The organism is Anaeromicrobium sp. (assembly GCF_025210435.1).
GTDB lineage: Bacteria > Bacillota > Clostridia > Peptostreptococcales > Thermotaleaceae > Anaeromicrobium.
In genome coordinates this window covers 14,131-31,693 of record NZ_JAOART010000100.1, presented here as the reverse complement: position 1 = coordinate 31,693, position 17,563 = coordinate 14,131, and the positions used below count along the sequence as shown (strand labels likewise).

Here is a 17,563-nt window from a genome sequence, read left to right as displayed (position 1 = left end):
GACGAGAATATCTCGCGGTACCACCCTACTTATTACACATTTATTGTAATCTCTTAGTAAGAGCATTATAACGTATGCTACTCGTTAACCTCTACTTTTATTTTCAAAGTTAATACTCCAAAGCTGCTTCTACCTTATCCGAATGGAGATTTCTCAGCCATGAATCTCTTCTCTGTGAATTGAAATAAAGTATACTCTTCTTTTTCATAGTATTTTTTATATTTTAAATTTAACTTTAGTAGATTATATAAAAATTAGAACTATTTGTCAACGCATATTCTTACAGAATGCTTCTTACTATGCCCATCATATCATTTGCCTTGTTCATTGCATTATGGCTTCTTTTCATTAATTTATGGCCCCTTCTCATTAGCTTTCTTCTTTGACGGGGGCTTATATTATTAGCCATATAAGCACTTGTAGCCATTCCTATCATACCACCAGCAATAATTCCATACATAAATTTATTTCTCATAGTTATACTCCTTTTTATAATTTAATTTTTTTATATAGTGTTGTTATTTTTCCACTTTAAAATTTAAAAAATTCAACAAGTACACTAGAAAATATTTGATATATTATATTGCTTTGGTTATAGTTCCCCCACCTAATAATAAATCCCCATCATAAAACACTACAGCTTGGCCCGGTGTTATGGCCCTTTGATCTTCCTCAAATAAAACTTTCACAAAATCATTACTATGATGATATAACTTTGCTTTTGATGGGTTTGAATTGTATCTTATTTGGCACTCAACTTCTAAACCATCTACAAATTCATGTAAATGTATGAAATTTACATTTTCTGCAATTAATCCCTTATTAAATACATCCTTGTTATCTCCTAATACCACTTCATTTTTAACTGAATCTATTTTAACCACATAAGTGGGTTTTCCTAAAGCAATGCCAAGACCCTTTCTTTGGCCTACGGTATAATGAACAATTCCTTTGTGTTCTCCTACTACATTTCCTTCTATATCTACGAATTTTCCCTTTTTAATCTTTTCTCCACGCTCTTCTTCTATGAATCTTCCATAATTGTCATCTTCAACAAAACATATTTCTTGACTATCAGGTTTTGCTGCCGTATCTAATCCTAGATCAATTGCTATTTTTCTAACCTCTTGCTTTGATGAAAATTCTCCTAAGGGCATTAATATATGCTTTACTTGATCTTGAGTCAGATTATACAATGCATAAGTTTGATCTTTTTTAACAGAATTAGATTTTTTAATTATAGATTTATTTATTTTTTCATCATGATAAATTTTAGCATAATGACCTGTAGCCACATAGTATGCTCCTAATTGATGGGCTTTCTTTAGTAATTCCTCAAATTTTAAATATTTATTACAAGCAATACATGGATTTGGTGTTCTACCATTCATATATTCATCCACAAAATAGTCTATTACTTTTTTTTCAAAAACTTCTTTAAAATTCACAACGTAAAAGGGAATATCTAATTTATTAGCAACCCTTCTTGCATCGTCAACTGCTGATAAGCCACAACATCCCCCTTCTTTTTCCTGAAAATCCTCTCCCTTTTCTGGCCACACGTTCATCATTATTCCAATTACATCATATCCTTGTTTTTTTAATAGATATGCAGCTACCGAACTATCTACACCGCCACTCATTCCTATTATAACTCTTTTTTTATCTAAATTTTCCATCTTAATCACCTACTATTTTTAGTTTTATCTCTTGTTTCTATATTATTCTAACATATACAATAAAAATTAAAAGCTCAGTATTCTCTGAGCTTTTAATTTTTATAGCTTTTTATTAATTTTACTCATGATCATGTCCATGATCATGGTGATCTTCATCTGGATTAAAATCTTTTAATTCATCAAATTCTAATCCATTTTCTTGAGCATAATTTAATATGGCACTTTTTATGGCCTGTTCTGCTAAAACAGAACAGTGTATCTTCGGTGCTGGAAGACCATCTAGTTCACTTACAACCTGTCTATTTGTAAGTTTTAAAGCTTCCTCTACACTTTTGCCCTTAATCATTTCTGTAGCCACACTAGAACTTGCTATAGCAGATCCACATCCAAATGTTTTAAACTTAACATCTTCAATAATTCCATCTTTGATATCTAAATAAATTTTCATTATGTCTCCACATTTAGCATTTCCAACTTGTCCTACTCCTGAGGCATTGTCTATTTCTCCCACATTTCTAGGATTCATAAAATGATCCATAACCTTTTCTGTATACATTACTTTTGTCCTCCTTTTAAAACATCTTCATATAATGGTGACATCATTCTTAATCTATCCACTATTTTAGGTAAGTTTTCTAAGACATAATCAACGTCTTGTTCAGTAGTAAAATCACCTATACTTAATCTAAGTGAACCGTGTGCAATTTCATGGGGTAACCCTATAGCCATAAGTACATGGGATGGATCTAAAGACCCAGATGTGCAAGCAGAACCACTTGAACCAGCCACTCCAATTAAATCTAAGCTTAACAATAAGGATTCTCCCTCTATGAACTCAAATACAAAATTCACATTTCCAGGTAGTCTATCTATAGGATGACCATTTAGTCTTACATATTTTATTTTTTCCCTTATACCATCTATAAGCTTATCTCTTAACCCCTTGATTTTGGCCACGTGTTCGTCTAAGTTTTCAGTAGCCATTTCAGCAGCTTTTCCAAAACCTACGATACCTGCAACATTTTCAGTACCTGCCCTTCTTCGTCTTTCTTGAGCTCCACCATGTATGAAAGAAAATAACTTTGTACCTTTTCTTACATATAGGGCTCCCACGCCTTTTGGACCATATATCTTATGAGCAGATACACTAAGTAGATCTATATTCAATTCATTTACATCTATATCTACATTTCCAAGGGCCTGTACTGCATCCGTATGAAAATATATTTTATGTTCCTTAGCAATTTCTCCAATTTCTTTAATAGGTTGTATAGTTCCTATTTCATTATTAGCAAACATAATAGTTATAAGAATAGTTTCATCTGTTATAGCTTTCTTTAAATCTTCTATTCTTATTTGTCCATACTCATCCACATCTAGATAAGTCACCTTAAATCCTTCTTTTTCTAGATATTCACAAGTATGTAATACTGCATGGTGTTCAATATTACTTGTTATTATATGTTTGCCCTTGTTTTTATTAGCATATGCAATTCCTTTTATTGCCCAGTTATCAGCTTCTGAACCTCCCCCTGTGAAAAATATTTCATCAGTTTTAGCTCCAATCGCCTTAGCTATCTGACCTCTAGCAGTGTCAATAGCTTGTTTACCTTCTCTACCATAAGAATACACACTAGATGGATTCCCAAAAGATTCTGTAAAATAAGGCTTCATAGCCTGAAAAATCTCCTCTTTAACTGGTGTTGTGGCAGCATAATCTAAATAAATTCTTTTGTTCATTTTTATAAGCCCCCTAGCTATATATAATACATATATCCTTCATCAGAAGTCATTTTATCATGGTCATCAATCATATCTTGTAAGGTAATATTATCTACTACATCATTAATACTATCCCTAATTTTTTCCCATATTGTTCTTGTAACACAACAACCAGCTCTGTTACAATCATGGCCTTTATCCTCATTTTCTATAACACAATCAGATGGTGCCAGTGGCCCTTCTAGCGTACGAATAATTTCTCCTACAGTTATTTCATCAGGATTTCTAGCTAATACATATCCACCTTGTGCTCCTCTGATACTTCTAACTAATTCAGCTTTTCTTAAAGTTGAAAATAACTGTTCTAAATAATGGTTGGAAAGGTTTTGCTTCTCTGCAATTATATTTAGGGACGTTGGACCATTTCCATGGGCAAGTGCAAGCTCAAACATGGCTTTTACTCCATATCTTCCCTTAGTTGATAATTTCATTTAACCACTCCCTCTAAATCCTAAGTAAATTACTCAGAATTCATATCTAAGTATATTATACCCTACTAAATATGTCAACATTCACAAAAATTATTTTTTAATATAATTAATGTTAATAGGAATAAGTACCTGTAAAATGTAAAAACTTTAGGATGGCCTAAAGTTTTTTACATTTACACTAATATATAATTACCTTTTCTAAATTTCCTTAATAAAATAATCTTTTATTTCTCCAATTTATTAAAATATTTAACATACCATTTAACCGTTTCCCTTAATCCTTCTTCCATACTATATGTAGAATTCCAGTTTAATAGTTTTTTAGCCTTATTTGCAGATAAATATTGATGTTTAATTTCATTAATTCCCTTATTTAATAAAACAGGTTTCAATTCGCTATTCATAATTTTCAATATTTTATTCACTAATTCTAGTACAGTTAATTGTACTTCATTACTAAAATTAAAGGCTTCTCCCCATATTGATTTATCATCCATATTTTCAGCCAGCAAAATATATGCTTCAACTGCATCTTTAACATAAAAATAGTCTCGAACGAAAGTTCCATCACTTCTAATAATAGGGGATTCCTTATAGTATACAGATCTAATAGTCTGAGGAATTATTCTATTAAAATTAAAATCTCCCTCTCCGTATAAGTTACCGCATCTTGTTACACATACGGGTAAATTATATGTGTAATAATAGGATTGACTTATTAGGTCGGCACAGGTTTTTGACACATCATAAGGATATCTCCCCTTAAGGCACATGTTTTCATCATAGGGTAATCTCTCTTGTTGTCCATAGGCCTTATCACTAGATGCTACTACTACTCTTTTTATTAAAGAATTTCTCCTAGAACCTTCTAATATATTCCACGTACCTAGTATATTACTCTCAAATGTTGATATGGGATTTATGTTAGCTACTCCTACAATGGCCTGGGCAGCTAAGTGAAATATAGTATCTATTTGGTACTCTCCTAATATTCTTTCTATCAGCTTTAGATCTTCTATTTCTCCGTAGACAACATTTACATCCTTATATTCACATATATCCATACCCTTTAATTTATCTCTAACCAATATGGTTATATTAGCACCTTTATTTAGTAACTCTTCCCATAGATGCTTTCCTAAAAAACCAGTAGCTCCAGTTATGAAAACATTCTTATTTCCCCAAAATTTGTTACCCATAATTTACCACACCTTCCACTTTGCCCTGTTCTCATTCCACATTTTATTTACTTCTAATACATCCTTATACGTATCCATTGCCATCCAAAACCCCTTATGTTCATACACTGCTAATTCATTGTGATTAGCTAAAGTCATTAAAGGCTTTCTTTCTAATATGGATTTTTTTTCATCTTCTATATAAGAAAAAATTTCTGGTTCAAAAACAAAGAATCCACCGTTTATTATTTCTTTATTATTTGGTTTTTCTTTAAAATTTCTTGCCATACCCTTTTCTACATCTAGTATGCCGTATTGGCTATTTCTATTTATGCCCGTAACAGTTCCAATTTTTCTCATTTTTTTATGGTAATCTAAAAGTTCTTTTATATTTACGTTGGATAAACCATCTCCATATGTTAAGAAAAAAGTACCTTTTACATACTTTTTAATTTGTTTAACTCTTCCACCTGTCATAGTCTGAAGGCCCGTATCTATAAAAGTTATTTTCCATTTTTCCCCCTCATTTATATAACTTAATCTTTTTTCCCCACTCCTAGCATCTATAGTAAAATCTGAATTTCTCCACTTATAATCTAAAAAATATTCCTTAATTTTATCTCCCTTATATCCTAATAACAAAATAAAATCATTAAAACCATAATACATGTAAGTCTTCATAATATGCCAAAGAATTGGTTTATCCCCTATAGTAGCCATTGGTTTTGGTATGTCCTCTGTGATTTTTTTCATTCTTGCTCCTTTTCCACCACACAAAATTACTACTTGCATACTTGACCCCCTTAACAAATACCCCTAGCAGACTTTTTCCTTAACTTAAAATTTTTAAGTTAATTTTCCTTCATTTTATTCACATATGTTTAATTAGGCATATTCAAAAAATAAATTAGTCATTTCACTGGTTATTTGAATTCTTTTCTTCGTTATGGATCCCTTACATATGTTTAATATGCTCGCTCACCATGCCTTGAAAATAATCCAAATCCCTCAGAGAACTTACTAGTTTATTTCTTTCATATGCCTTAAAAAATGCCTAGGCCTTCTACCTAAACATTTTCTATTATTTTATATTAAAGATCTATATATGTTTTTTAGTTTAAGGCAAATTTTTTCCCAATTGTTGTTTTCATATATATCTTCTCTTAATTTACTATCTCTTTCTTCCCAAAAGGCCTCCATAATATTTTCCTTTATGGAATTTACATCATAGGGATTACAATATTTTGCATAATCCTTAAATATTTCTTTTGTTGTTCCTATTTGGGTAGTTACCACATTGCATCCTGCTAATCCTGCTTCCATGCTAGCTAATCCTGGATATTCAAAGAAACTTGGAAGAACATGAACTTTAGCACTTTTGTACAAAGAAGGTAACTCATATTTACTTTTATCATTAAGTATAAATACATTTTTATTTCTTATTTTAAGACATGTTTTTAAGTACTCTTTATCATTAATATCCCCTGCTATAACTATTGGAATTGTTTCTTTTTTTAAAGCTTCTAGAAGAGATATTTGATTTTTTTGTTTATGGATTCTACCAACGCACAATATATAATTATCTATATTATATTTATTTGATAGATAATTCTTTTTCCCATTTATATACTTATTGTCAACTCCATAGGGAAGTATTTTATAATTTGTCTTTTTTCCATAAAATTTTTCTATTTCATCTAATTCTCTTTGTGCATGAACTAGTATAATGTCACATTTATCTAACATTTCTTTTCTCTTACTCTCATTGCTCTCCCATATCCTAACTAATTCCATATTATTGCTTTTTTTGTAAAAGTCTCTTAAATTCCAATATATGGGCGTTACAACAATTCTTTTCCCACTATTTTCAGCATTTTTAAAAAATTTATAACTTTCATAAACCCTTATAGTATTAAAAATATGAACTACATCGTATTTTTTTACTGAAATCCTATGATCATTGTAGACATCTACAGAAACATTTAATTTCCTCAGACCTTTAACCATATTATTAAATATTACTGCGTCGCCAGCTGGATTTTTTTTATAATCCTTTCTTATTTGAAATAATATGCGCAACCTAATTCCTCCTTAAAAGCCCCTATATTATAGATTATCCTTTATTGGAAAAAAATCCTTTGGAAAGTTTCTTGAATCAAAGGCTTCACATATGGCTCCTTCCATATCCTCATATGTTTCTGCATCTGGAGGTTCTGGTGTTACTTTATATGCTGGTACAAGTAATTGTACTCTTCCAACTACTCTTATTATTGAAAATATGCCTATTGGAATTTCAATTTGATTATTTATGATTTCAGGTGAAGATAATATTTCTGTTCTAGTTTCTGCAACCACTCTAAAATCAAATTCATTTCTTGCCTCTGGTATATACATTATAATATCCTTTTGTAATTCTGGTAAAATCCCATTCATACTTATTAATTCTTTAGTTGTCAAGTTTCTTAGACTTAATGTAAATGGTATTTTTAGAGTGAATTTTATCCTAGAAAAATTTGGTCTTTTCTTTCCTACAGAATTTATTTCTAAAGTTCCCCTCTCAATATAGCCTTCTTGAAATATAATATTCACAAATTCCGTTTTTCTACTAAAATCATGTATATCTATTTTGAATTTTGGAAAACAATCCCTAAGTTGGCAAAATGAATAAACTTTATCCAATAATACCCCTACAGATTCCACTTCATTTAGGAAGTTTTCATTTTCAATTAATTCTACATTATATTCTTTCTTCTTATCATTTGATGTATATGGGTTGGGCTCTAATATTTTATCCTCTAATATTTTACCCTTATTAGAAAAACTAGCTTCCATACTATCCCCCCTTAAATAATATATATGACCTTATTCTTTTGAATATCAAATTTTTTAATTAATTTGTAATTTTTTTTTATAAAAAAATATATATTATAATGGGACAATTTATGAAAGGAGGTATATTATATGAACTCTGTTTATAAAAATCAATATATTTATTTTTCCAAAACTAATTTCATATACTTTTTCTATAAAAAAGATAAAGACCTTTATTTAGACATAATAAAAGACGATCAAGTCTATATGAGTAAAAAGTTGGTAAAAAATATTATAGATTATTCTATTGGTATAGATTCAAATGAAAAATTTCATATAGTAGTCATATCATCCTTAGGAGAATTAAAATACACAACCTATGAAAACGGATATTATGAATTTAAGTCTATAGCTAAATATGATCACAACTCCAACAATTTGGCCAATTTAAAGATTTTCATCATAAATGAAGAAATACATATATTATTAGGTATATGTAATATATTAAACTCAGAACTTTGGACACTAAAGCATCATTACTATAAAATTCATAAATGGTATACTAGGAAAATTTGTAATATAGTCACCGAAAAATACAACAATCCATTCAATGTGGATGTTGATTATCATAATAATATCCATATAGTATTTAAATCTCTATATAATAGAAAATACTTCATATATTATTGTAAATTTAACCCTAGTTATGACCTTTGGACTCATCCAACTAGAATACTTAATACCTTTAACATTCATACTACCCCTTTTATACTATGCGATAACTTAAACAAGGGTCATATGGTTTGGTCTAAACTAGAAAACAACAATCTAGGAATTTATTATACTTGCAATGAAAATTTAAATTCCTCAAAGGGAACTTGGGCTAAAGCACAAAAAATTTCTAGGGAAAGTACTAACAATACCAATCCCATAATAATAAAAATATCTAACTTTATAAAGGTGTTATGGAATGAAAATGGACAATTTATATCTAAGTCAAGAAGCGTATTAACAGATTTGTGGAATGATGAATTTGAAAATATGGGATACGATTATGAGGAACTTGTCCCCTCTACCTTGTTAGGAAATAATTATATTAATTATGAATTATTAAAGATACCTTTTACCTACGCAATCTTAAAGAATAGATTATATATCTTAGGTATAAACCTTATAGATTATAATAAAAAAGAAAATACTCCACCCCAAATAGTTCCACTAGATGAACCAATTCCTAATAGCATTAAACAGGAAAGCTTCAATGATCTTAATAATTTTTTATTACTTATGGAAGATATGAAAAAGAAACAAGAGAATATAAACAACTTGTTAAACTTATTAACTAAAAGACAGGAACTTACTAAGGAAAAAATTGAATTTTTGACAAATCAATGTAATATGTTAAATGAAAATCTCAAAAATGATAATAAAAATTTTTTTTCTAAACTACTAAGCCTATTCAAATAATAAAGTAAGGCATATGAAAAAAATAATTCAAATTTCTCCTTAAAAATAAATTGAGATGTTCTAGGTTAGAACATCTCAATTTATTTATACACAAGGACCAGTTATAAAATCATCTAGTTGTGGTGGGAAGAAAGCAGGTGGTAATTGGGAGTTAAAAATTTCACATGGATCTCCCGTTTTTTCACATGGTCTTGGTGGTGGACAGAATCCAAATGCAGGCATTACTAATTGAACTACTAATTCGCACTTAACTATATTATAAATTCCTACTGTAAATACTGCAAAGCATACGTCTTGATATGGATCTGTACATGGGCACTCTTCCTTATCTATCTGTACATCTAAAACTTTGGCTATTATTTCTAATTTGATAATATCTTCATCTACAGGATAATTTGTATATGGTGTTTCTCTTATAATTGTTTCTGAGTCTGGACAGTATAATGGACCTACAGTTTCACTTCTTCTTAAAATTAATGTGTCTTCAGGTTGTGGTATTCCTTCATCGTTAACAACAGTATACTTTATTTCTAGTGCATAGGTATAGCTAATTATCTTTTTGTTAGGATCTCCTGGAACTTCTCTTTTATCGATTATCTTAAAGGAATTTGGTAATAAGCCTACAACTCTTGCATTTACTATTCCATCTACACTACATGGAATTCTAAGTCTCAAGTCTGCATCAAAGAAAATGCCTTCTGCTTCATTGGCCTTATCTGGATCTCCTACTAAACATAATCTCAAAAGACAAGAATCGTATACCTTAGGAATCTGTACGCAAACTAGCTCACATGCATTTCCAAATTGCTCTCTTAACTCTTCTGGAATTACACCTGGAGTATACATACTAATTCCACAGGATGTTTGTTTGTACATATATTCTCCCCCTCTTTTAATATTTAAAGATAAACATTCTTATCTGTAAGTAGTAAATAAATCTCCTGTTCTAATTGTATATTATGTATTTCTATCCTATTTGGTGATAAAACTTTTGAAATTCCTCATTAAAATCTCCTCATATTGTAATAAAATCTGTAATATATTTTATTAAGGTAGGTGGTAGTATGATAGACAATAAAAAACTTCCTAGGATTTTATATGTCAATAATAAAATTTTTAATATATACGTTGACGAAAGCAATTATTTAAAATATAAATTAAAAGATTCTATTATTCAAATAAGTCCTTATGAAGTGGATGAATATAATTTGGACATGGATGAAGAAGGTAGTATACATATAGTTCTATATTCTAAATGTAAAAAATTAATATATTATAAGTGGCACGAATACATTTTGAGTGATCACTTACTATATGAAATTTCAGAACAGGAAGAAACCATAAAAAATATTTCTATTATTTGTTGTCATAATTCACCACATATTGTTTTTTGTTGGAAAGGTAAATCTTCTTCTTTATTTTTTTCCATACTATCCTATTATATAGAAGACTCTTCCTGGAGAAAAAAAGTGTTTAATAGAATCCGTCTTCATGGGAAAAATTCAACTACTCCATATTTTTTCTATAAGGATCACAATAAAAATTTAGCTTTAATTTATCTTAGCAATAATAATATGATTTTTAACTTAATGTATACAAAGCTAATGAATAGTAATTGGACTGCTCCTATTAAAATATCCACTTGCATATATGCTAAAAATTTTTCCATAGACGCTGTAGTAGATGAAGATAATACTCATCATATCGCCTATTCAGATAAGCATAAAAATAATTATTGTATAAAATATTTAACCCTATATGAAAATAAAATAATTAATAACCCATCTATTAGCTTAGAAATATCTACACCCATTATGGGGCATTTTTTATCTATTGGAAAATCAAACATAATATGCTACTTTTTTTCTAATGAAATGGTTTATTATACAGAAAAGACAAGTAATGGCCCATTTAATCATCCTCATAGTTTAGACCTTCATAACTTACATTTAATAAGAGTATATAAACACAATAAAAATGTATTTTCTCATATATCAAATTTTATTATATGTAATAATATTACCAATCCATCTCCCATGGACATTACAGAAATAATAACAAAAGAAAAGAATCTCCCCCTTAAAAACAGTTTATCTAATGAGGATAATTATAAATCTCTTAAATTAGCACTATATAAAAAGGAACAAGAACTTTATGCAAAGACAAATTTGCTCCATTCCTTAGAAGGTAAAATAAAACTCATGGGAGATGAACTTAAAAAATTAGATAAGGAAAATAAGAATTACATTAATATATTAAATAACAAACATAAAAAAATTCAAAATGATTACAATTCCACTAATGAAGAAAATTTATCTTTACAAAATTCCATTAAAATCTATGAAAAACGTCTCCATGATATGAGTAAACTCCTTGAAAATTCATACAATGAAAATCAGAAATTGAAGGAAGAAATTGATAAAATAAATAAAGGTGGGATTCTTAAACGTATTTTCAAATAGTAGGTAATGATTAAAAGAGGGGATCTAAAACATTAGTTTTTTCCCCTCTTTCATACTTGTCCCTAATCCTATTGTATTTTTTTATAATCCAGCATGCTTCCTATTTGTATCAATTCATAAATTCCCTTAATAGACACTTTAGCCTGACTTATTAGGTCAATGGCTTCATCTAAATCCTTTTTTTGTATATATATGGCCGTATAACATGATGGTGCTATGGCTCTTGGGGCTTTTTTAAAGGTATTAGGAATTAAATTTCTTCTAAGAAGTTCTTCTACATAGTATCCATGATAGGTAGAAGAAAATACTATCACATATTTTTCATTGTGATATAACATCTCATCAGCTCCATTTTTCTTTTACATCATTATATTCATGAATTTATTATATGGTAAACAATCTTCAGAGAAATTAGGCTTTTCGATTCAAAAAGATGTAGAAATAAGATAGGCAATAGAAGGGTCTACAAAATATAAAAAGGAAGGAAATTAAATCACTAATTTCCTTCCTTTTTATATTTTATTTAATATAATGGGAACTTTTCACACAAATCCTTAACCATTACTTTAGCTTCATCTATAGTATCTTTTTTGTCTATTATAATACTCATAATCTCTGCTATTGTTTCCATATCATTTTCCTTCATTCCTCTAGTAGTTACTGCAGGTGTTCCTATACGTATTCCACTAGTTACAAAAGGACTTTCCGGATCATATGGTATTGTATTTTTATTTACTGTAACTCCAGCTTCGTCTAATAATTTCTCTGCCTCTTTACCTGTAATATTCTTATTTCTAAGATCTATTAATATTAAATGATTATCAGTTCCACCTGATACTAGTCTGAATCCTCTTTTTACAAGTTCTTCTCCAAGTTTCTTTGCATTTTTAATAATTTGTTTTTGATATGTAATAAATTCATCTTCAAGGGCCTCTTTGAAGCTTACTGCTTTAGCTGCAATAACATGCATTAAAGGTCCACCTTGGGTACCTGGAAAAATGGCCTTATCAATTCTTTTAGCAAATTCTTCTTTGCATAGGATAGCTCCTCCCCTAGGACCTCTTAGTGTCTTATGAGTAGTCGTAGTAACAAATTGAGCATATTCGCACGGATTTTCATGAAGTCCAGCAGCCACTAATCCTGCTATATGTGCCATATCTACCATTAAATAAGCCCCTACTTCATCGGCTATTTCTCTAAATTTCTTAAAGTCAATAGTACGAGGATAAGCACTAGCACCTGCTACAATTAACTTAGGTTTATTTTCTATTGCAATTCTTCTAACTTCTTCATAATCTATAGTTTCTGTTTCCTTATTTACACCATAATCAATAAATTTGTAATATGTTCCAGAAATATTAACAGGACTTCCATGGGTTAAATGGCCACCATGGGATAAATTCATACCTAAAACCACATCTCCTGGTTTTAATATGGCAAAATATACTCCCATATTAGCATTGGCACCTGAATGGGGTTGTACATTTACATGATCCGCATTGAATAACTTCTTTAGTCTGTCCCTAGCTAGGTCTTCTACCACATCTACATGTTCACATCCGCCATAGTATCTTTTAGCTGGATATCCTTCTGCGTATTTATTAGTAAGCTGACTTCCCATAGCTTCCATAACAGCTTCACTTACAAAGTTCTCAGAAGCTATTAATTCAATTTTTTCTCTCTGTCTACCAATTTCATTACAAATTGCCTCATGTACCTTTTCATCCACAACCTTTAAGTTATTAAAGTCCATAGATAACCCCTCCTTAATATATTTAGAATATTATATAGCTTAAAGTGACTATAACTTCTACATTCACATATGTAATTGTGTCTTAATAATCCTTGTGCCCTTATTCTATAATTCTAGTTATAGTAGGTATATACCTCTTACTATCTTCAAACTTCTTTTCATTTAATCTTATTCCAAAAAAAGTTATAGCTAAAAATATGAAACCTGTTAAAATGGAATATATTTCAGAGTTGTCCATTTTTATCATATTTCCAAAGACATGTCTACTTATAAAAATGCTAATTACCATAGTTAATAATGGAATCACATACATTATGAAAGCTGCTCCTAATACATTTGAGGTTTCTAGATCTACTTCCACTTTGTCTCCTTCTATAGATTTTATCTTATTTAATGCTATAATATTCAAACTCATATTTTCATGACCATGCTGACATGCACCACATTCACCACATGCAGCGTGTTTTTTCATACTAACCTCTGCCCTGTTATTTGGTAAAATTTTAGTAACAAACCCTACTTGATTCATATCTTCACCCCTACTTCAATTCTAGTACAATTACATTATACCCTATTTTTCCAATATTTTATCCATAAATATATCTCTAATTCATTATAAATTATCTAAGGAAAAAGGGCAACCAAAATGGTTACCCTAATATTTATTCTACTACAGATTCTATGTGTAATTCCTCTAATTGCTTCACTTCTACATGGGTTGGAGCTTCTGTCATTGGAGAAGATGCATTTTGAGTCTTAGGGAATGCTATTACTTCTCGAATGCTGTCATTGCCAGTAAGTAGCATTACTAATCTATCTAATCCATATGCAATTCCTCCATGAGGCGGTGTTCCATATTTAAAAGCTTCTAATAGGAATCCAAACTTTTCCCAGGCCTGTTCTTCACTAAATCCTAATGCCTTAAACATCTTTTGTTGAAGTTCAGAACTATGAATTCTTATACTTCCACCACCAATTTCAACTCCGTTTAATACAATATCATAAGCCTTAGCTCTAACTTTATGAGGTTCTGTTTCAAGTAAATGTATATCTTCATCCATTGGACATGTGAAAGGATGGTGTTTAGCCACGTATCTATCTTCTTCCTTGTCATATTCAAATAGAGGGAATTCTGTCACCCACAGCAACTTGTATTCATCTTTATTTAAGATATCTAATCTCTTTGCTATTTCTACCCTTAAATGGCCTAATGAATCAAATACCACATCTGATTCGTCTGCCACAATTAGTATTAGATCCCCTGCCTTAGCATTAAAACGATTCACTATGCCACTTAATTCATCTTCACTTAAAAATTTACTTATTGGAGAATTTATACCTTCTTCAGTAATTTTTATCCATGCAAGACCTTTGGCTCCATATGTTTTTGCAAAATCTTCTAGTTTAGAAATGTTTTTTCTACTAAAACTATCTCCATATCCATCTATGTTGATACCTCTAACATCTCCACCCTTCTTAACAGTACCACTAAATACCTTAAATTCAGAGTTCTCTATTATGTCATTTAAAGACTTCAATTCAAATCCAAATCTTGTATCTGGCTTATCCGAACCAAATCTTTCCATAGCCTCCTTATAAGGCATTCTTTCAATAGGTAAATGAATATCTACATCTAAAGTCTCTTTAAATATTTTATTAATTAATTCTTCATTAATAGATAATACATTATCTATATCAACAAAGGACATCTCCACATCTATTTGAGTAAATTCTGGCTGTCTATCTGCTCTTAAATCCTCATCTCTAAAGCACTTTACTATTTGGAAATATCTATCCATTCCTGATACCATTAATAATTGTTTAAATAATTGTGGTGATTGAGGTAGGGCATAGAATTTTCCTGGATTAACTCTACTTGGTACTAAATAGTCTCTAGCTCCTTCTGGAGTTGGCTTAGTTAACATTGGAGTTTCAACTTCCACAAATCCATTTTCATCAAAAAAGTCCCTAACTATTTTAGTAATCTTATGTCTAAACATTAAATTCTTTTGCATCTTAGGTTTTCTTAAATCTAAGTATCTATACTTTAATCTTAAGTTTTCAGAAACATCATCATCATCTTCTATATAGATTGGAGGAGTTTGAGCTTGTGAAAATATTTTTAATTCTTCAACAAAAATTTCTATTTCTCCCGTTGGCATATTCGGATTTACAGATTGTCTTTTTCTAACAATTCCTCTAATGCCTATTACAAATTCACTTCTTATTTCTTCTGCCTTATTAAAGGCCTCCTCTGATACATCTTTGTCAAATATCACCTGACATATACCTGTTCTATCCCTTAGATCTACAAATACAAGGCCACCTAAATTCCTTCTTTTTTGAACCCATCCCATTAAAGTAACCTCTTGCCCTATATTGTCTGTAGTAAGGTTACCACACATATTATTTCTTTTCATATTACCTATTACATCAGCCATAACTTTACCTCCTATTTACATATATTTTTTATCTCTTGTCCTATATGATGGATTGAAAGCTCCCTTTGCTCTCCAGTTTCCATATTTTTTAGAGTTACAACACCCTTTTCTATTTCGTTTTCTCCAATTACAATACAAAATCTTGCATTTCTCTTATTTGCATATTTAAATTGTGCCTTCATGCTTCTTTCTAAATAGTCTTTATCTGCAGAAAGTCTTTCTTTTCTTATACTCTTTAGTATTTTAACAGATTCTCTATTACTTTTTTCACCTAAACTTACTATAAATACATCTAGATTATCTGGCTTTGGTATGTTAATATTGTTGTTCTCAAGGGTTAATAAGAGTCTTTCAATACCCATTCCAAATCCAATTCCCGGTGTGGATGGGCCACCTAATTGTTCAATAAGGCCATCATATCGACCTCCTCCACATACGGTACTTTGAGAACCTATTTCATTGGATATTATTTCAAAGGCAGTTTTTGTATAATAATCTAATCCTCTAACAATTTTAGGATCTACAATAAAATCTATATCCATCAAATTTAAACTTTCTTTTAATTGATTAAAATCATTATTACACTCTTCACACAAATGATCTATCATAAGTGGTATATCAATTACTTCTTCTTTGCATTTTTCATTTTTACAATCTATTATTCTCATTGGGTTTCTTTCATATCTATCATTGCAAGTATTGCATAAATTCTCAACTTTAGTAGATAAATATTTTTTCAAAATTTCATTATACTCACTTCTACATTTTTTACATCCAACACTATTTATTCTAAGTTCTAAATTTTTAATATGTAGTCTGCTAAAAAAGTCCATGGCAACTCCAATTATTTCTGCATCAATTTGAGGATTTGTAGTTCCAAAAACTTCTATACCAAACTGATGAAAAGCTCTTAGTCTACCCGCTTGTGGTCTTTCATATCTAAAAGATGGAGTTGCATAATATAATTTTGTTGGTTGAGCGTCTGCATATAATTTATGCTCAATAAAGGATCTTACAACAGGGGCTGTGCCCTCTGGTTTTAAAGTTATATCCCTTCCTCCATTATCTTGGAAAGAATACATTTCCTTTTGAACAATATCTGTAGTCTCACCTACTCCTCTTTTAAATAATTCTGTGTGCTCAAATATGGGGGTTCTAATTTCATTATATCCGAAATTTTTACAAGTTTCTCTGAATGTATCCTCAAGATAATGCCATTTATATACCTCTTTAGGTAGCACATCCTTAGTACCTCTTGGTGCTTTCATTCTTATCCTCCTTTATAAACATAATTCTTTAGATTAAATAAAGTTTGTATTTTTACCACTTGATGAAAATTTTACTTAGTAGAAAATTTTTCAAATAAAAAAACCCCCCTATCCCATATATAAACATATAAAGGGACGAGAAGTTTAATCCCGCGGTGCCACCCTTAATTGAATTCCTCCACTTAAATTCGTTAACGCCGAATTACGCATTATCCTACTTTATTCAAATAATGTGCTCAAAAGTGTCTTTAGTATAACCTTTTATTATTGAGCTCTCACCTTCCTCAACTC

General features: G+C 30.0%; 17 protein-coding genes and 2 other annotated features (2 of these 19 running past the window's edge). Of the genes, 2 read left to right on the top strand and 15 right to left on the bottom strand.

Annotated elements, in window-relative coordinates; genetic code table 11:
• Positions 1 to 217, bottom strand: a binding site (T-box leader); it reaches 6 nt to the left of the window's first position.
• Between the two features lie 63 nt (positions 218 to 280).
• The 9 genes from N4A57_RS12320 to N4A57_RS12280 form a co-directional block, all read right to left on the bottom strand.
• Entirely contained in the window at positions 281 to 475 is a 195-nt protein-coding gene (locus tag N4A57_RS12320) for a hypothetical protein (protein ID WP_293658295.1), read from the bottom strand.
• Positions 476 to 578: 103 nt separating this feature from the next.
• The gene (gene mnmA / locus N4A57_RS12315; RefSeq protein ID WP_293658294.1) at positions 579 to 1,679 is read right to left on the bottom strand and encodes a tRNA 2-thiouridine(34) synthase MnmA; all 1,101 of its coding nucleotides are present in this window, start codon (positions 1,677 to 1,679) and stop codon (positions 579 to 581) included.
• Between the two features lie 118 nt (positions 1,680 to 1,797).
• Positions 1,798 to 2,235: a Fe-S cluster assembly scaffold protein NifU gene (gene nifU, locus N4A57_RS12310; protein WP_293658293.1), complete on the bottom strand. Its 438-nt coding sequence runs from the start codon at positions 2,233 to 2,235 to the stop codon at positions 1,798 to 1,800.
• On the bottom strand, positions 2,235 to 3,419 hold the full coding sequence (gene nifS, locus N4A57_RS12305; protein ID WP_293658292.1) for a cysteine desulfurase NifS: 1,185 nt from the start codon (positions 3,417 to 3,419) through the stop codon (positions 2,235 to 2,237). The genes nifU and nifS overlap by 1 nt, the downstream gene beginning before the upstream one ends.
• Positions 3,420 to 3,436: 17 nt before the next feature.
• Positions 3,437 to 3,892, bottom strand: a complete 456-nt coding sequence (locus N4A57_RS12300) for an RrF2 family transcriptional regulator (protein WP_293658291.1) — start codon at positions 3,890 to 3,892, stop codon at positions 3,437 to 3,439.
• A gap of 224 nt (positions 3,893 to 4,116) precedes the next feature.
• Complete coding sequence (locus tag N4A57_RS12295; protein WP_293658290.1) at positions 4,117 to 5,091, bottom strand: GDP-mannose 4,6-dehydratase; 975 nt, start codon at positions 5,089 to 5,091, stop codon at positions 4,117 to 4,119.
• A 3-nt stretch (positions 5,092 to 5,094) separates the two neighbouring features.
• On the bottom strand, positions 5,095 to 5,862 hold the full coding sequence (locus N4A57_RS12290) for a sugar phosphate nucleotidyltransferase (RefSeq protein ID WP_293658289.1): 768 nt from the start codon (positions 5,860 to 5,862) through the stop codon (positions 5,095 to 5,097).
• A gap of 294 nt (positions 5,863 to 6,156) precedes the next feature.
• On the bottom strand, positions 6,157 to 7,149 hold the full coding sequence (locus N4A57_RS12285) for a glycosyltransferase family 4 protein (RefSeq protein WP_293658288.1): 993 nt from the start codon (positions 7,147 to 7,149) through the stop codon (positions 6,157 to 6,159).
• Between the two features lie 27 nt (positions 7,150 to 7,176).
• Complete coding sequence (locus N4A57_RS12280; protein ID WP_293658287.1) at positions 7,177 to 7,902, bottom strand: hypothetical protein; 726 nt, start codon at positions 7,900 to 7,902, stop codon at positions 7,177 to 7,179.
• A gap of 129 nt (positions 7,903 to 8,031) precedes the next feature.
• On the opposite strand from N4A57_RS12280, the gene N4A57_RS12275 reads away from it, so the two are divergent.
• Positions 8,032 to 9,348, top strand: a complete 1,317-nt coding sequence (locus tag N4A57_RS12275) for a hypothetical protein (protein ID WP_293658286.1) — start codon at positions 8,032 to 8,034, stop codon at positions 9,346 to 9,348.
• A gap of 84 nt (positions 9,349 to 9,432) precedes the next feature.
• On the opposite strand, the gene N4A57_RS12270 is transcribed toward N4A57_RS12275, so the two are convergent.
• Positions 9,433 to 10,224 carry a hypothetical protein gene (locus tag N4A57_RS12270; RefSeq protein ID WP_293658285.1) on the bottom strand — a complete coding sequence of 264 codons (792 nt, stop codon included), beginning with the start codon at positions 10,222 to 10,224 and terminating at the stop codon, positions 9,433 to 9,435.
• A 188-nt stretch (positions 10,225 to 10,412) separates the two neighbouring features.
• On the opposite strand from N4A57_RS12270, the gene N4A57_RS12265 reads away from it, so the two are divergent.
• Positions 10,413 to 11,810: a hypothetical protein gene (locus tag N4A57_RS12265; protein ID WP_293658284.1), complete on the top strand. Its 1,398-nt coding sequence runs from the start codon at positions 10,413 to 10,415 to the stop codon at positions 11,808 to 11,810.
• A 68-nt stretch (positions 11,811 to 11,878) separates the two neighbouring features.
• Here the strand turns inward: N4A57_RS12265 and N4A57_RS12260 are convergent, their stop codons facing one another.
• The 5 genes from N4A57_RS12260 to hisS all read right to left on the bottom strand — a co-directional run bounded on the left by N4A57_RS12260 (position 11,879) and on the right by hisS (position 17,272).
• Positions 11,879 to 12,148, bottom strand: a complete 270-nt coding sequence (locus N4A57_RS12260; RefSeq protein ID WP_293658283.1) for a DUF3343 domain-containing protein — start codon at positions 12,146 to 12,148, stop codon at positions 11,879 to 11,881.
• A gap of 185 nt (positions 12,149 to 12,333) precedes the next feature.
• Positions 12,334 to 13,563, bottom strand: a complete 1,230-nt coding sequence (gene glyA / locus N4A57_RS12255; RefSeq protein ID WP_293658282.1) for a serine hydroxymethyltransferase — start codon at positions 13,561 to 13,563, stop codon at positions 12,334 to 12,336.
• 100 nt (positions 13,564 to 13,663) lie between these two features.
• Positions 13,664 to 14,092: a SoxR reducing system RseC family protein gene (locus N4A57_RS12250; RefSeq protein WP_293658281.1), complete on the bottom strand. Its 429-nt coding sequence runs from the start codon at positions 14,090 to 14,092 to the stop codon at positions 13,664 to 13,666.
• A gap of 133 nt (positions 14,093 to 14,225) precedes the next feature.
• The gene (aspS, locus tag N4A57_RS12245; RefSeq protein ID WP_293658280.1) at positions 14,226 to 16,004 is read right to left on the bottom strand and encodes an aspartate--tRNA ligase; all 1,779 of its coding nucleotides are present in this window, start codon (positions 16,002 to 16,004) and stop codon (positions 14,226 to 14,228) included.
• A gap of 11 nt (positions 16,005 to 16,015) precedes the next feature.
• Positions 16,016 to 17,272: a histidine--tRNA ligase gene (gene hisS, locus N4A57_RS12240; RefSeq protein ID WP_330671513.1), complete on the bottom strand. Its 1,257-nt coding sequence runs from the start codon at positions 17,270 to 17,272 to the stop codon at positions 16,016 to 16,018.
• A gap of 128 nt (positions 17,273 to 17,400) precedes the next feature.
• Positions 17,401 to 17,563, bottom strand: a binding site (T-box leader) (it continues 45 nt past the right edge of the window).

Bases quoted from the DNA above. Each gene is read 5' to 3' on its own strand.
- N4A57_RS12320 (WP_293658295.1), bottom strand. From the start codon at position 475: ATGAGAAATAAATTTATGTATGGAATTATTGCTGGTGGTATGATAGGA.
- mnmA (WP_293658294.1), bottom strand. From the start codon at position 1,679: ATGGAAAATTTAGATAAAAAAAGAGTTATAATAGGAATGAGTGGCGGT.
- nifU (WP_293658293.1), bottom strand. From the start codon at position 2,235: ATGTATACAGAAAAGGTTATGGATCATTTTATGAATCCTAGAAATGTG.
- nifS (WP_293658292.1), bottom strand. From the start codon at position 3,419: ATGAACAAAAGAATTTATTTAGATTATGCTGCCACAACACCAGTTAAA.
- N4A57_RS12300 (WP_293658291.1), bottom strand. From the start codon at position 3,892: ATGAAATTATCAACTAAGGGAAGATATGGAGTAAAAGCCATGTTTGAG.
- N4A57_RS12295 (WP_293658290.1), bottom strand. From the start codon at position 5,091: ATGGGTAACAAATTTTGGGGAAATAAGAATGTTTTCATAACTGGAGCT.
- N4A57_RS12290 (WP_293658289.1), bottom strand. From the start codon at position 5,862: ATGCAAGTAGTAATTTTGTGTGGTGGAAAAGGAGCAAGAATGAAAAAA.
- N4A57_RS12280 (WP_293658287.1), bottom strand. From the start codon at position 7,902: ATGGAAGCTAGTTTTTCTAATAAGGGTAAAATATTAGAGGATAAAATA.
- N4A57_RS12275 (WP_293658286.1), top strand. From the start codon at position 8,032: ATGAACTCTGTTTATAAAAATCAATATATTTATTTTTCCAAAACTAAT.
- N4A57_RS12270 (WP_293658285.1), bottom strand. From the start codon at position 10,224: ATGTACAAACAAACATCCTGTGGAATTAGTATGTATACTCCAGGTGTA.
- N4A57_RS12265 (WP_293658284.1), top strand. From the start codon at position 10,413: ATGATAGACAATAAAAAACTTCCTAGGATTTTATATGTCAATAATAAA.
- N4A57_RS12260 (WP_293658283.1), bottom strand. From the start codon at position 12,148: ATGTTATATCACAATGAAAAATATGTGATAGTATTTTCTTCTACCTAT.
- glyA (WP_293658282.1), bottom strand. From the start codon at position 13,563: ATGGACTTTAATAACTTAAAGGTTGTGGATGAAAAGGTACATGAGGCA.
- N4A57_RS12250 (WP_293658281.1), bottom strand. From the start codon at position 14,092: ATGAATCAAGTAGGGTTTGTTACTAAAATTTTACCAAATAACAGGGCA.
- aspS (WP_293658280.1), bottom strand. From the start codon at position 16,004: ATGGCTGATGTAATAGGTAATATGAAAAGAAATAATATGTGTGGTAAC.
- hisS (WP_330671513.1), bottom strand. From the start codon at position 17,272: ATGAAAGCACCAAGAGGTACTAAGGATGTGCTACCTAAAGAGGTATAT.